The sequence below is a fragment of the Amycolatopsis xylanica genome, assembly GCF_900107045.1.
GTDB lineage: Bacteria > Actinomycetota > Actinomycetes > Mycobacteriales > Pseudonocardiaceae > Amycolatopsis > Amycolatopsis xylanica.
Window position 1 is genome coordinate 403,694 of sequence record NZ_FNON01000006.1, and the last position, 12,738, is coordinate 416,431.

General features: G+C 67.6%; 10 protein-coding genes. 7 read left to right on the top strand and 3 right to left on the bottom strand.

The genetic code is table 11. The features are described from left to right. Window positions 1-90 precede the first annotated feature (90 nt). Window positions 91-1,188: a coiled-coil domain-containing protein gene (locus tag BLV57_RS28635; protein ID WP_091293935.1), complete on the bottom strand. Its 1,098-nt coding sequence runs from the start codon at window positions 1,186-1,188 to the stop codon at window positions 91-93. A 201-nt stretch (window positions 1,189-1,389) separates the two neighbouring features. Here BLV57_RS28635 and BLV57_RS28640 point away from each other — a divergent pair, with 201 nt between their 5' ends. The 3 genes from BLV57_RS28640 (at window position 1,390) to BLV57_RS28650 (ending at window position 4,349) form a co-directional block, all read left to right on the top strand. Beyond that, the gene (locus tag BLV57_RS28640; RefSeq protein ID WP_091293937.1) at window positions 1,390-2,457 is read left to right on the top strand and encodes an adenosine deaminase; all 1,068 of its coding nucleotides are present in this window, start codon (window positions 1,390-1,392) and stop codon (window positions 2,455-2,457) included. An 80-nt stretch (window positions 2,458-2,537) separates the two neighbouring features. Then, window positions 2,538-3,719, top strand: coding sequence for an MFS transporter (locus BLV57_RS28645; RefSeq protein ID WP_091294259.1), 1,182 nt, complete (start codon window positions 2,538-2,540; stop codon window positions 3,717-3,719). A gap of 111 nt (window positions 3,720-3,830) precedes the next feature. After that, complete coding sequence (locus tag BLV57_RS28650; RefSeq protein ID WP_091293938.1) at window positions 3,831-4,349, top strand: DUF4232 domain-containing protein; 519 nt, start codon at window positions 3,831-3,833, stop codon at window positions 4,347-4,349. Here BLV57_RS28650 and BLV57_RS28655 read toward each other — a convergent pair. Together BLV57_RS28655 and BLV57_RS28660 are read right to left on the bottom strand one after the other, a co-directional pair. After that, window positions 4,346-5,470, bottom strand: a complete 1,125-nt coding sequence (locus tag BLV57_RS28655; RefSeq protein ID WP_091293940.1) for a dipeptidase — start codon at window positions 5,468-5,470, stop codon at window positions 4,346-4,348. The two genes, BLV57_RS28650 and BLV57_RS28655, sit on opposite strands and share 4 nt — an antisense overlap. Window positions 5,471-5,493: 23 nt before the next feature. Further along, window positions 5,494-6,741 (bottom strand): primosomal protein, encoded by a 1,248-nt coding sequence (locus tag BLV57_RS28660; protein ID WP_091293941.1) that lies wholly within the window; start codon window positions 6,739-6,741, stop codon window positions 5,494-5,496. A 149-nt stretch (window positions 6,742-6,890) separates the two neighbouring features. Between BLV57_RS28660 and BLV57_RS28665 the strand changes: the two genes are divergently transcribed. From BLV57_RS28665 to BLV57_RS28680, 4 genes are all read left to right on the top strand, one after another. Then, window positions 6,891-9,398 (top strand): DEAD/DEAH box helicase, encoded by a 2,508-nt coding sequence (locus BLV57_RS28665; RefSeq protein ID WP_091293943.1) that lies wholly within the window; start codon window positions 6,891-6,893, stop codon window positions 9,396-9,398. 102 nt (window positions 9,399-9,500) lie between these two features. Further along, window positions 9,501-10,352 carry a hypothetical protein gene (locus BLV57_RS28670; RefSeq protein WP_143047167.1) on the top strand — a complete coding sequence of 284 codons (852 nt, stop codon included), beginning with the start codon at window positions 9,501-9,503 and terminating at the stop codon, window positions 10,350-10,352. 183 nt (window positions 10,353-10,535) lie between these two features. Beyond that, window positions 10,536-11,402 (top strand): alpha/beta fold hydrolase, encoded by an 867-nt coding sequence (locus BLV57_RS28675; protein WP_091293946.1) that lies wholly within the window; start codon window positions 10,536-10,538, stop codon window positions 11,400-11,402. A 35-nt stretch (window positions 11,403-11,437) separates the two neighbouring features. Further along, on the top strand, window positions 11,438-12,712 hold the full coding sequence (locus BLV57_RS28680) for a cytochrome P450 (protein ID WP_091293948.1): 1,275 nt from the start codon (window positions 11,438-11,440) through the stop codon (window positions 12,710-12,712). Window positions 12,713-12,738: the final 26 nt, after the last annotated feature.

Genomic DNA, 12,738 nt, shown 5'->3' on the forward strand with positions numbered 1-12,738 from the left:
CGCACGCCAGCCCAAAGCCCCAAGCCCCCAAATACGAAGGTGCCCTCCCCCGGGTTGGTAGGGGAGGGCACCTTACGAAACGTGAGCCTACTACTCGCCCGAGTCGTCCGTGACTTCGCCGTTGGTCTTGGCCTTGGCGTCCACGGTGGCCTTGGGCGCGCGGCCGTTGCGGGCGGCGCGGCGGGGCTGGCGGGGGGCCGGGGGCGGCGGGGCGAGCTGGGGAGCGGCCGGGCCGCCGCCGAGCATGAGCTCCGCGAAGGTGGCCATGGCCTCGTCGAGCTGGCCGCCGATGCGGCGCTCCGACTCCTCGTTGCTCTTGCGGACCAGCGAGGTGACCGAGTCGGTGTCCGGCTGCTTCGACAGGGTGCCCTCGACCTTGGAGAGGCCGCTCTTGATGGAACCGTCGAGGTCGCCGAGCTGGGAGGTGAAGCCGTCTTCGACCTTGTCGAGGCGGTTGGCCAGCTCGTCGAGGCGGAGGGTGACCTTCTCGAGGCGGTCACCGAGGCCGTCGAGGCGCTCGGAGGCGTCGATCATCTCGCCGGTCTCGGTGAGGGCGGTCTTGAGTGCCTCGGTGTTGGCGCCGATGCGCTCCTTGGTGTTGCGGTCGAGCTCGTCGACCTTCGAGCGGAGCTCGGCGTCGGTGGAGTCGATGCGCTCGCGCAGCGTGGACTCGGTGAGCTCGATGCGCTCGCGGACCGGGCCGGTGACGAGCGCCGGGAGGGCCTCGACCTTGGCGTCCTGCTTGTCGAGGTGCGCGCCGACCTCGTCGATGCGGCGGTGGATGTTCTGGAGCTTGTCCTCCAGGCCGTCCATGCGGCCCGCGACGCCTTCGAAGCGGGCGGCCATGCCGTCGAGGCGGCCGTCGAGCTGGGCGAAGGGCTTGGCCAGCTTGTCGACGATGCTCTCGACCGCGCGTGCGATGTCCGAGAGCGCGTTGTCCTGGGCCTCGAGCCGCGTCATGGCCTCGTCGAGGCGCTCGGCCAGCACGCTGACCTCGGTGCGGTCGGGCAGTTCGGAGAGTCGCTTCCGCACCGCCCCGAGCGAGTCGACCGGCGCGAGACGGGCGTAGATGTCGTCGAGCGCGTCGAAGATCTGCTGTTGCTCGCTCTCACGAACTTCGGCCGCGCGCACCAGCATGTTGCGCATCCGGTCGAATGACGGGGCGGCAATGTTGTTGTCAGTGGTCACTGCGGTGTCCTTCGTCGGGCGGGGAAATGGGAAGGGACTGGACTGAAGCTTATCTTTTGGAGAATTGCCGTACGTATGGCCCCCGTGAAGCCTGTCTACCCCCGTTGGCCGATTCAGTCCATGATCGACAAAGCTGAGGGTTAAGTTCAGCTCGAGGCTTGCGTCCATGTAGGGGAATGTCTTCGTGAGTAAGGTTGCTCTATGCGGTCTAAAACCCCTGTGACGACCGAAAACATTCGCCGCATGCCCAAGGTGCTGCTGCATGATCACCTCGACGGCGGGCTCCGTCCGGGTACCGTGATCGAACTCGCCGACGCGATCGGGTATAAGGCCCTCCCATCCGGGGACTCCGCAGCGCTCCGAAGGTGGTTCACCGACGCCGCGGACGCCGGCTCGCTCGTCTCGTACCTCGAGACATTCGCCCATACGTGTGGCGTGTTACAGAGCGAAGACGCGCTGGTCAGGGTAGCCGCAGAGGCGGTGGAGGATCTCGCGGAAGACGGCATCGTCCATGCTGAGGTGCGGTATGCGCCCGAACTCTTTCGCGAAGGGGGACTATCACTCGAAGGGGTGATAGAGGCTGTTTCGGCCGGTTTTGCTGACGGTGAGCGACGAGCCGCACGTCAGGGCAGGCGAATTCGCGTACGCTCCGTGCTTTGCGCGATGAGGCAGCACGAAAGCGCACGCGAAATCGCGGCTCTCGTGGTGCGTTACCGCGATGCCGGAGTCGCCGGGTTCGACATCGCCGGACCCGAAGCCGGTTACCCACCGTCGCGTTTTCTGGAGTCTTTTCAATTTCTTGGCGCGAATAATGCACATTTCACTATTCATGCCGGGGAAGCGGCGGGCGTGGACTCGATCGCGGAAGCGATTCATGTATGTGGCGCGAAGCGAATCGGTCACGGAGTGCGCCTGGCCGACGACATCGCGGTGACCGGCGACCGGGTCCACTTGGGACGGTTGGCCGAGCATGTCAGGGCCGCCGGAATCCCTTTGGAGCTCTGCCCTTCGTCCAACGTGCAGACCGGCGCGGCGCCGTCGATCGCGGCGCACCCGTTCGGCCTGCTGGCCCGCGAGGGCTTCCGGGTGACGGTCAACACGGACAACCGCCTGATGAGTGGCTGCACGCTGACGAGCGAATTCGCCGCGCTTTCCGAAGCCTTCGGCTACACCCTCGACGACCTGCGCCGATTCACCCTGAACGCGGCCGAATCCGCGTTTCTCGATCCCGATGAGCGCCGCGAACTCCTCGGCCTTCTGTCGGAGTGACGCCCCTTGTGATGCTTAGCGTTGCGAAGTAAAGTTCAGGATGTAGGAACTAAATCCTATATTCTGGGACGGTGATCGCGATGACGCTGGTGACGGCCACGGCGAGCAAACGACGGTGGGTCATCCTCGCGCTCGGCCTGGCCGCGCAGACCGCGTCGTGCGCTTTCCTTTACGGCATCCCGTTCCTGGTTCCCGCTCTGCGGGACACCGAGCACCTCACGCTCGCGCAGGCGGGCACCGTCGTCGCCGCTCCGAGCGCCGGCCTGCTGTTCACGCTCATCGCCTGGGGCGCGCTGGCCGACCGCTACGGCGAGCGCCTGATCATGGCCATCGGGCTCGGCGTCTCGGGGCTCATCCTGCTGAGCACTGTCTTCGCACACGATCTGGCGCTGCTGTTCACCCTGTTCCTGCTGGCGGGCGCCAGCACCGCGAGCGTCAACGCGGCGAGCGGCCGCGCGGTCATGGGCTGGTTCGGACCGGAAGAACGTGGCTTCGCCATGGGCATCCGGCAGATGGCGCAGCCGCTCGGGGTCGGCGTCGCGGCGCTCGGGCTGCCGCCGCTGGCCGCGCACCACGGCTTCCAGGCCGCCATGCTGCTGCCTGCCGGACTGGCGATCGTGGTCGCGGTGCTCGTCGCGCTCTTCGTCGTCGACCCGCCGCGCCCGCCACGGCACGAGCGCGCGAAAACCCCGTCGCCGTACCGGAAACCCGCGTTGTGGCGCGTGCATGGTGCAAGTTCCCTATTGGTCGTCCCGCAGTTCGCGGTCTCCGCGTTCGCGCCGGTGTACCTGGTCGCCGTGCGGCACTGGAGCCCGCTCGCGGCAGGCTGGTTCCTCGCGGCCGTCGCGGTGCTCGGCGCCGCGGGCAGGCTCGTGTCCGGCCGCTGGTCCGATCGCGTCGGCAGCAGGCTGCGCCCCATGCGCCAGCTGGCCGTCGCGAGCGCCGCTGTGATGCTGCTGGTCGCGCTCGGCGACCGGACGTGGCCGTGGCTGGTGGTGCTCGCGCTCGTGCTCGCCGCGGTGATCACCGTGAGCGACAACGGGTTGGGCTTCACCGCGTCCGCCGAACTCGCCGGCATCGACTGGGCGGGCCGCGCTATGGGCGCGCAGAACACCACCCAGAACATCGCAGCCGCGCTGACTCCGCCGCTGCTGGGACTGGTCATCGGGGACACGCGCTACGCGCTCGCGTTCGCCGTCGCGGCGGTGTTCCCGTTGCTCGCGATCGGCCTGATTCCCGTACGGGCAGAACGCTTTACCTAGGATTAAGGACGTCTCACCCACACGAGGGTTGCTTGATCGTGAAGGATCCCACGATGGGGCTTACCTGACGGCGTGCTGGGCATCTTCCCTAAGGACACAGGGAGGAAGCAGATGATTACTCGCACCATCACCGTCCTGGCCACCACGGCGCTGGCCGCCACCGCGCTGAGCGCCGGGACCGCCACCGCGATGCCGACCGATTTCCACTGCACGGCAGGCGATCTCGACACGAACCTGGTCTACGGGGGCGCGGGCGCCGGTCAGCGTTACGCGGCGGTCCAGTTCACCGCGAAGCCCGGCGTCACGTGCACGCTGCCCGGTTCGCTACCGCTGGACCTGGTCGGCGCGCACGATGTGCTGATCGACAACCAGGCTCGCGACGACGCCCCGAACGTCCGGGTGTCGGAGGGTTCGCCCGCCTACATCCCGCTGCACTGGAGCGCCATCGACGAGCAGCAGCAGACGCCGCTGGCGCTGACGTTCACCGCGCCGCAGGAGTACAACCCGCGCGGTGACTACAGCGACCCGCACGTCACGCTGCCGTGGACGTTCGGTGGCGTCGACGCCGCGCCGGAGAACCACACCATCGACGCGGGTGCGGTCACTCCGGGCGTCGCGCCTGTCGGTTAAGCGTCCTTAAGAACGCGGAGGGTGTTGAGGCCGGCGAGCTTCTCGCAGTCGGCCTCACTCCACCCGCGCTCCAGCAGCGCGGCGAACAGCACCGGGTAGGTGGAGGTGTCTTCCAGCCCGACCGGCAGCTTGCCGACACCGTCGTAGTCACCGCCGAGTCCGATGTGGTCGACGCCGGCCACCTCGCGCGCGTGCTCGATGTGCGCGACTACGTCGGCGACGGTCGCCTCGGGCTTGGGCGGGCCGTCCCACGCGGCGGCGAAACGCTTGCGGGCGCCCACATTCCGGTACTCCTCGCCCGCCGCCTCCATGGCGGCGCGCAGGTCGTTCTCCCACGTATAGACGGCTGGTGAGACGAACGCGGGCACGAACGTCACCATCGAGACGCCGCCGTTGCCTGCCAGCCGCGCGAGCACGTCGTCCGGCACGTTGCGCGGGTGCGCGTTGACCGCGACGCACGACGAGTGGCTGAAGATGACCGGCTTCGTGCTGATGTCGAGCGCGTCGCGCATCGTGCTCGGCGCGACGTGGGACAGGTCGACCAGCATGCCGATCTTGTTCATCTCGGCGACCACCTCGCGGCCGAACTCCGAGAGCCCGCCGTGCTCCGGCTCATCGGTGGCCGAGTCGGCCCAGGTGGTGTTGAAGTTGTGCGTCAGCGTCATGTACCGGACACCGAGACGGCGCAGACTCCGCAGCACGCCAAGGGATTCCGCGATCGCGTGCCCGCCCTCGGCGCCCAGCAGCGAGGCGATCCGCCCGCTCGCGCGCGCGGCCAGCACGTCCTCGGCCGTCTCGGCCAGCGCGAGCCGGTCGGGGTAGCGCTCGATGAGCTGGTGCACGACCTCGATCTGCTCCAGCACCGCGGTGACGGCGCTGTGGCCCTCGAACTCGCACGGCACGTAGACCGACCAGAACTGCATGCCGAGCTTGCCCTCGGTCAGCTTCACGAAGTCGGTGTGGAGGTGCGGCTGCCGGACGGTGAGATCCGTGCCGGCGACCGCCGCCACCGGGTTGGGCCCGGAAGTGTCCCGAAGCTCCCACGGCAGGTCGTTGTGACCGTCCGCGAGCAGCATCGAGTCGAGCATGGCCGTCGCGCGCGCAAGATCCCCGGAAGTCATCCGGGGATCCTACGATTTCGCGCTCAGCCGACGTTGAGACGGTCCTCGAAGGACTCGACGAGCTTGCGCCACTCCGCCTGCTCCGCGTCGAACGGCGCACTCGGCTTGAGCTTGCCCGGCTCGGGCTTGAGGATGAAGCTGAACAGGAAGCTCAAGCCCTCCGAGGAGGCCAGCGCCTCGGAAACGCTCTCGTCGCCCGCCCAGTCCGCGGCGTCCGAGAGCAGTTCGACGGCCAGCTCCAGCTGGGTCGGGTCGATCGCTTCGACGCCCGCGGCGATGTCGTCGTCGAGGCCGGTGAGCACGTAGGTGTTCTCGGTGTCGACCTCGACCTCGAGCTCACCGCCGGTGGCCTTGGCGAGCACCTCGTCCCAAGTGGACACTTCGGCGAGGTCGGTGCCGGCGAGCGACGCGCCGTCGGCGAGCTTGCGCTCCAGCGCCTTCGCCGAGGTGAACACGTCGATCTCGCCGTCGGAGCCCAGGAAGATCGGCTCGTCGTCGAGGTAGCAGCGCAGGGTGTAGTACTCGTTGCCGCCGGTGATGATCTTGATCGGGTCGATGCCGACCTCGGCCCAGAAGCCGACGGGACCCTCGTCCTCGGCCTCTTCTTCGTCGTCGGCGTCGGAGTCCAGCTCGCCTTCGGCGGCGGCCGCCTCGGCCTCGGCCGACTCGGCGAGGAACGCGGAGAGGTCCTCGGCGGTCTGCTCCAGCACCTTCTCGTCGACGTCCGGCACGGTGACCAGGCTGTCGACGGCGTCGAGCACGATGTCCCACTTCTCGGACACGGTCTCCGACAGCGCGGTCCACAGCTTCTCGCCGTCACGGCCGCTGAACGGCAGCGTGCCCTGGTCGAGCAGGGAGAACGCCTCGTTGCCGTCGAGCACCTCGTGCACGTCGTCGAGCTCGCAGACGTCCGCGAGCGAGCGCACGATGCCGATGATCTCGGCCAGCTCGGCGATGGTCCACGAGTCGGGCTCGCCCGCGGCCAGCTCGGGCACGCCGACCAGGTCGTACGAGTGGTCGTCGTCCGGGATCAGCTCCGGGACGTTCAGGCCGGGCACGACGTCCCACGCGGGGTGGTCGGTGAGGTCGTGCTGCTCGGCCGTGCGCACGAACGCGGCTAGATGCGCGGCGTCCGGGAACGCGAACAGGTCTTCCTCATCGCCGAGGAAGGCTTCCCATTCCTCGCCGTCCTCCCGCCAGCGCGGAGCCCACAGGGTGACCAGGTCGCCCTGCGGAAGCCCGAGTTCGATCGGGATGATGTCCTGTGCCATTCCTGTCCTCCGGAATTACCGCCAGTGTGCGCGCAGGCTTGGAGGTTCCCCCGAACGGTGCGCGGTAGCAGAAGCCTACGGGTTTCGCGTTTCGCCCGCGATCGCCCCTCGCCAAGTGGCGACCATCGGATGGCACCATAGGTCATCTGATGACACTCACAGACGCTCTTCCCGCAGATCCGGACCCCGACTCGCTGTTCGAGGCCTTCTCTTCGTGGACGGCCGAGCGCGGGCTCGAGCTGTACCCCGCGCAGGAAGAGGCCCTGATCGAGGTGGTCTCAGGCGCCAACGTGATCCTCTCGACCCCGACCGGCTCGGGCAAGAGCCTCGTCGCGGTCGGCGCCCACTTCACCGCAATGGCGCAAGGCAAACGCAGCTTTTACACCGCGCCCATCAAGGCGCTGGTGTCGGAGAAGTTCTTCCAGCTGATCGACACCTTCGGCGCCGAGAACGTCGGCATGATGACCGGCGACTCCAGCGTGAACGCCGACGCGCCGATCATCTGCTGCACCGCTGAAATCCTGGCGAACATCGCGTTGCGGTTCGGCGCGGACGCCCCGGTCGGGCAGGTGGTGGCCGACGAGTTCCACTTCTACTCCGAGCCCGACCGCGGCTGGGCCTGGCAGGTCCCGCTGCTCGAGCTCAAGAACGCGCAGTTCGTGCTGATGTCGGCCACGCTGGGCGACGTCTCGTACTTCGAGAAGGACCTGACGCGGCGCACCGGGCGCCCGACGTCCGTGGTCACCTCGGCGCAGCGGCCGGTGCCGCTGACCTACCGCTACGCGCTCACGCCGCTGCACGAGACGATGAGCGAGCTGCTCAACGGCGGCCAGGCGCCGGTGTACGTCGTCCACTTCTCGCAGGCGGCCGCGATCGAGCGCGCGCAGACGCTGATGAGCATCAACGTCACGACGAAGGCCGAGAAGGAGGCCATCGCCGAGATGCTCGGCGACTTCCGGTTCACCGCCGGGTTCGGCAAGACGCTCTCGCGGCTCGTGCGGCACGGCATCGGCGTGCACCACGCCGGCATGCTGCCGAAGTACCGGCGCCTGGTCGAGCAGCTCGCGCAGGCCGGGCTCCTGAAGGTGATCTGCGGGACCGACACGCTCGGCGTGGGCATCAACGTGCCTATCCGCACGGTGGTCTTCTCAGCGCTTACGAAGTACGACGGAGTCCGTCAGCGGCATCTCAAGGCGCGAGAGTTCCACCAGATCGCGGGGCGCGCTGGACGGGCGGGGTTCGATACCGACGGGTACGTCGTCGTAGAGGCGCCCGACCACGTCATCGAGAACGCGAAGGCGCTTGAGAAGGCGGGTGACGACCCGAAGAAGAAGCGGAAGATCACCCGTAAGAAGGCACCTGAAGGCTTTGTCAACTGGACAGAGAGCACCTTCGAGCGGCTCGTCGCCGCCGAGCCGGAGCCGTTGACGTCGAGCTTCCGCGTGACGCACTCGATGCTGCTCAACGTGATCTCGCGGCCTGGCAACGCTTTCGAGTCGATGCGGCACCTGCTGGAGGACAACCACGAGGACCGCGCTTCGCAGCGCAGGCTCATCCGGCGGGCGATCGCGATCTATCGCGCGCTGCTCGCCGCCGGCGTGGTCGAGCGGCTCCCCGAGCCCGACGCGGAAGGCCGAATCGTGCGGCTGACCGTCGACCTGCAGTTCGACTTCGCGCTGAACCAGCCGCTCTCGCCGCTGGCACTGGCCGCGATCGACCTGCTCGACATCGAGTCGCCGAGCTACGCGCTCGACGTCGTGTCCATTGTGGAATCCATTGTGGACGATCCGCGACCGGTGCTGTCACAGCAGCAGTTCAAGGCGCGCGGCGAGGCCGTCCAGTCGATGAAGGCCGAGGGCATCGAGTACGACGAGCGCATGACGCTGCTCGAGAACGTCACGTACCCGAAGCCGCTCGAGGAGCTGCTGCAGGTCGCGTACGCCGGTTACCGGCAGGGTCACCCGTGGGTCGACGACTACCAGCTTTCGCCGAAGTCGGTCGTGCGCGACATGTACGAGCGCGCGCTGAACTTCGTGGAGTTCATCAATTTCTATCAGCTGGCCCGCTCGGAAGGCCTGGTGCTGCGGTACTTGACCGACGCGTTCGACACCCTGCGCCACACGGTCCCCGACGACGCGAAGACCGAGGCGCTGCAGGATCTCATCGAGTGGCTCGGCGAGATGGTCCGTCAGATCGACTCCAGCCTGCTCGACGAGTGGGAGTCACTGCGCAACCCAGACGAGGACGAGGGCCCGCACGCCCCTGCGCTGCCGGACGGTCCGCCGCCAGTCACCCGCAACGAGCGCGCGTTCCGGGTGCTCGTGCGCAACCAGCTCTTCCGCCGCGTCGAACTCGCCGCCCGCCGCAACTACTACGAACTCGGCCAGCTCGACGGCGCTTCCGGCTGGCACGCCGAGGAGTGGGAAGACGCGATCGAGGACTACTACGACCAGCACGAGACGCTCGGCATCGGCCCGGACGCGCGTGGGCCGGCGCTGCTGATCATCGAGAAGGAGCCGGGGCTCTGGAAGGTCCGCCAGATCTTCGACGACCCGGCGGGAGACCATGACTGGGGCATCAGCGCCGAGGTCGACCTCGCGGCCTCCGACGAAGAGGGCGCGGCGGTCGTACGCGTCATCGACGTCAACCAGCTCTAAAGGGCTCGTGAGCGTTGCGGGCGGTTCTAACCGCCCGCAACGCTCACGAGTACTCTTCTGCTGGCCAGCGGTTTGTGCTGGTCAGACACTGGGGAGTGCCTAATGCGGGTATTGATGGCTGGTTTAGTGCTGCTCGCGATCGCCGGTTGTGACGCGCCCGGACAGTCCGCGGGTGGGGTGGTGCAGCTATCGCCGACACAGCCGTCGTCCCCGCCGCCCGTCACCCATCGGGTCGGCGGCGCCGGTTCGCTGGTCGAGGCAGTGACGAAGGCGGTGCTGGCCAAGTCGACGTATCACTTCGTCGTGGTGCCCAGCGACGGCCTGCTCAAGCCTTCGGAGGGTGACGCGCGGGTCCTGCGGCTGGCAGAACCGGTCAAATCCGTTGTGGACGGTCTGGAATTGGCAAGCACGGTGCGTACTCCGCTGCAGCAGGGGCGACCCCTTGACGAGTTGAGGCTGGTCACCGCGCAGGGGGAGTCGTACGCGAAGCTGCCTGCTGAGTTCGAAAAGCAAAAGGGCAAGCCGTGGCTTCCATTGCCACGGAACCTCGACTCGGAACTCAACAACAATCTGCTGGAAGTGCACGACAGCCTGGCTCAGGCCGTCACGCCGACCAACTACCACCTGCCGATCATCGCTGCTGGTGGCTTCATCCACGCGACAGCGGTGGAGGGGCAGTGCGTTCGGCACAGCGTCACAGTGGATCTCAAGCAGGCTGCTGAGAAGGTGGAGAGCGTCTACCTCAAGGAGGAGATGCAGTACGCGCTGGGCTCAGGTGGCAAGACCGTCGAGTACGAGCTGCTGGTTTGCCGCGGTGACGAACTGGCCCAGCTGAAGATGATCGTCCCCGTCATGAGCACCGGCAAGGTCAGCACCACCGAGATCCGCTTCAGCGACTGGGGCAAGCCGGTGACCATCGCCGCTCCGCCCGACGCAGAGACCTTCGGCCGCTAGCCGCTGGGGTCGTGAGTGTTCCGGCCGGTTCTAACCGGCCGGAACACTCACGAGCCCGGGTCTCGGGGGTAACCCTGAGGAGAAGACCGGGGGTTTACCCCATGGTCCGGTCCGCTTCGTCAGGCCAAGGTTATGGCCATGGGGATCACGAGGCGGGGAGCACTGAGGGGGGCGGTGGGTGCGATGGTCGCCGTGGGGACGGCGGGCATCGGCACAGCGGCGGCGTCAGGACGCCTGGAACGGATCAAGATCCCGACCAGGGCCGGGGTGTTCGACGCCGTCGCCGCCGGGCCGGAACGGGGGCGGAAAGTCTTGCTGCTGCACGGCTTTCCGGAGTTCGGCATCGAATGGGAGGCACAGCTGCGAGCGCTCGCGGGGGCGGGCTATCGCGCTGTGGCGCCCGATCAGCGTGGGTACTCGCGCGGGGTGCGGCCAGCCGGGATCGAGCATTACCAGCTCGATCATCAGGTGCGGGACGTGCGGGGGATCGCGGACTCACTCGGCTGGGGGCGGTTCGATCTGGTCGGGCACGACTGGGGCGCGGCGGTCGCCTGGGTGGCGGCCGCGCGCCACGGGGGCCGGGTGCGGTCGCTGACCGCGGTGTCCGTGCCGCATCTCGGCGCGTTCGAGAAGGCGTTGCGGGAAGATCCTGAGCAGCAGAAACGGTCGGCCTACATGGCGGGGTTCAGGGAGCCGACGCCGATACCGGAGAACAAGCTGCTGGCGAAGCCGTTGGTCATTCCGGGCGTGCCGGAGGCTCATCTGAACGAGTACAACGCGCGATTGCGTGAACCCGGAGCGTTGACCGCCGCGCTCGATTGGTATCGGGCAAACGATTTCACGGGGTACCCCGATCGGGTGGCCGTGCCGACGTTGTTCCTCGCCAGTGAGGATCCGGCGGTGGCGCCGTCGGGGATCGAGGACACGAAGAATTGGGTGACCGGGCCTTATCGGCTCGAAAAACTGGCCTCGGGCGGGCATTTCCTGCCGGAGGTGGCCGCACCCGCGGTCTCGGAGCTGTTGATCACACATCTGCGGGGTGTCCGATGAGGATTGTCTCAAGGAAAGTCCGGTAATCTGCGGTTATGTCGAATGTGCGGGATCGGGTTGTCTCGTGGGTGGGACGCAAATACCTTGCCAGGAAGCAAAAGTCGGGTTTCGATCTGTCGAAGATCTCGTTTCTTCCCGAGCGCGCGCTCATGCCGTTGCGCCGGAACGGGCTCGACCCGGTCGCGGAACTGGGGGCGACCCGCGCGGTCGAGCCGATCAGCAAGGTGCCGCTGCCGTTCGGTTTCAACGCCTGGCTTGTCAGCGGGTACACCGAATCGAAGGCCGTGCTCAGCGCGACCGCAGACTTCAGCAATGACTTCACCAACCTCGTCGGCAACGCGGGGGTGACCGAGGACCAGAATCCCGGTGGACTCGGCTTCGCGGACCCGCCGGTGCACACCCGGCTGCGGAAACTGCTGACGCCGGAATTCACCATGCGCAGGCTGGGCAGGCTCACCCCGCGCATTCACGCGATCGTCGAAGAGCAGCTCGACGCGATGGCGAAGGCGGACGGCCCGGTCGACCTGATGCAGGCGTTCGCGTTCCCGATCCCGTCGCTGACGATCTGCGAACTGCTCGGCGTCCCTTATGAGGACCGCGAGGATTTCCAGCGGCTGAGCACAGCGCGCTTCGATCTGTTCGGTGGCGCCGGCGCGTCGCTCGGCGCGATTTCGGAGTCGCTGACGTATCTGCGCGAGATCGTGAAGAAGCAGCGCGCCGACCCGGGTGACGGCCTGCTCGGCATGCTGGTGAAGGAACACGGCGACGAGATTTCCGACGAGGAGCTGGCCGGGCTCGCCGACGGCGTGCTGACCGGTGGCCTGGAGACGACAGCAAGCATGGTCGCGCTCGGCGCGATCGTCCTGCTGAGTGATCCCGAGCAGTTCCGGCGCGTGCACGATGACGACGAGGCGATCGCCCCGTTCGTCGAGGAGCTCCTGCGCTACCTGACCGTGGTGCAGATGGCGTTCCCGCGCTTCGCCCGTGAGGACGTCGAAGTGGCGGGCGTGCAGATCAAGAAGGGCGACATCGTGCTGGTGTCGCTGTCCGGGGCCAACCGGGACGCCTCGCTGGGGTCTTCGATGGAGACCTTCGACCCGGACCGCCCCGCGTCACCGCACTTGGCGTTCGGCTGGGGCGTGCACCGCTGCATCGGCGCCGAGCTGGCCCGCATGGAGCTGCGGGCGGCCTACCCCGCGCTGGTGCGCCGCTTCCCGGGCATGAAGCTGGCCGTCGAGCCGGATGCGTTGGCGTATCGGCAGCTTTCGATCGTCTACGGCGTCGACACGTTGCCCGTGCATTTGGGCTGAGGCCCGGGATAAAGCGGGCTTTATCC

What these genes read in the sequence shown, in the direction of transcription:
- BLV57_RS28645 (WP_091294259.1), top strand. Translation starts at nt 2,538, where the DNA reads ATGACGCTGGTGACGGCCACGGCGAGCAAACGACGGTGGGTCATCCTC.
- BLV57_RS28675 (WP_091293946.1), top strand. Translation starts at nt 10,536, where the DNA reads ATGGTCGCCGTGGGGACGGCGGGCATCGGCACAGCGGCGGCGTCAGGA.
- BLV57_RS28640 (WP_091293937.1), top strand. Translation starts at nt 1,390, where the DNA reads ATGCGGTCTAAAACCCCTGTGACGACCGAAAACATTCGCCGCATGCCC.
- BLV57_RS28670 (WP_143047167.1), top strand. Translation starts at nt 9,501, where the DNA reads ATGCGGGTATTGATGGCTGGTTTAGTGCTGCTCGCGATCGCCGGTTGT.
- BLV57_RS28680 (WP_091293948.1), top strand. Translation starts at nt 11,438, where the DNA reads ATGTCGAATGTGCGGGATCGGGTTGTCTCGTGGGTGGGACGCAAATAC.
- BLV57_RS28650 (WP_091293938.1), top strand. Translation starts at nt 3,831, where the DNA reads ATGATTACTCGCACCATCACCGTCCTGGCCACCACGGCGCTGGCCGCC.
- BLV57_RS28665 (WP_091293943.1), top strand. Translation starts at nt 6,891, where the DNA reads ATGACACTCACAGACGCTCTTCCCGCAGATCCGGACCCCGACTCGCTG.
- BLV57_RS28660 (WP_091293941.1), bottom strand. Translation starts at nt 6,741, where the DNA reads ATGGCACAGGACATCATCCCGATCGAACTCGGGCTTCCGCAGGGCGAC.
- BLV57_RS28655 (WP_091293940.1), bottom strand. Translation starts at nt 5,470, where the DNA reads ATGACTTCCGGGGATCTTGCGCGCGCGACGGCCATGCTCGACTCGATG.